This window comes from Thiorhodococcus mannitoliphagus, assembly GCF_010915725.1.
Taxonomy (GTDB): Bacteria; Pseudomonadota; Gammaproteobacteria; order Chromatiales; family Chromatiaceae; genus Thiorhodococcus; species Thiorhodococcus mannitoliphagus.
In genome coordinates, this window is the sequence record NZ_JAAIJR010000361.1 from 1 (window position 1) to 949 (window position 949).

Genomic DNA, 949 nt, shown 5'->3' on the forward strand with positions numbered 1-949 from the left:
CTCAGCAAGGCTTTATACAGCGGGCGCACATGACTGGGGGCAAGCTCATCGAGACGCTCGCGCAGGCGGGTGTCGCTCGGGGCCTGCTCAATCCCGTAGAGGGCCTTGAGATTCGCTCGCGTCGTCTCCTCCCGGCAGTCCTGGTCGAACTGCAGCAGCGAGGGATACTTCAACCCGAAGAGCGCTAGCCCTGACATCAGATGATCGACCAAGGCGATGTCGTGACCCGGTGCATCGGGGATTCGACGAAACACCCGATGCGCTTCTTTCAGCAGCCCCTCAATGCTGAGATGCTTGCGGCAAAACGGAGCGCTCATCAGCACCCCCCTCTCAATCCGACACTGAAATGATGCCGGCCAGTCTACCGAGTCGGCGCCAAAAGTCTACGAAGAACTTTTTTTCAGGCTGCTCCAACCCATTGTCGCTCAAGAGAAAAAATTTTCAGCGGGAATTGCTGCCGTCAGCACGCAGTGCCGTAACGATGGCGGCCAAGAGAGGCGGCGGCACGCGGAGGTGCGGCCCTCTGCGAAAGCGCCCATCAACAACTCCCCCCCTTTCGCAAAGGGGGCTCGAGGGGATTTCGGGCGGCATCGATCGCATCGGGAAAGGATTGATGGACACTTTCTGCGCCCCGACTGGCCTTTACCCGACATTCCGCACGCCATAACGTGTAATAACGAGTTTTTTGTTGCTGATTTTCAGTCTAGGTGTCGTCATCTCGCACACGAAAAACGAACAAAACGCCCGTCATCGTGGCTGAGCACCGTTATTCCACAGCCCTCCCTCCAGCGGAAGCCGTCCCCTCGATTGCCCTATCATCGCGCTGTTCGCGAACATTTGAGAGGGAATCACGCATGGCCGTCCATATCGAAACCGGCTCCATGGCCAGTCCACGCCATTACAGCAGCCAGGTCCTCAATCACCTGGGGCTCGTGGCCGGAATGTACGA

General features: G+C 58.3%; 1 protein-coding gene. It reads right to left on the minus strand.

The genetic code is table 11. The features are described from left to right. Nucleotides 1-317, minus strand: a 317-nt coding sequence (locus tag G3480_RS26880) for a hypothetical protein (RefSeq protein WP_206171933.1), incomplete at its 3' end; no start/stop codon positions are given. Nucleotides 318-949 lie beyond the last annotated feature (632 nt).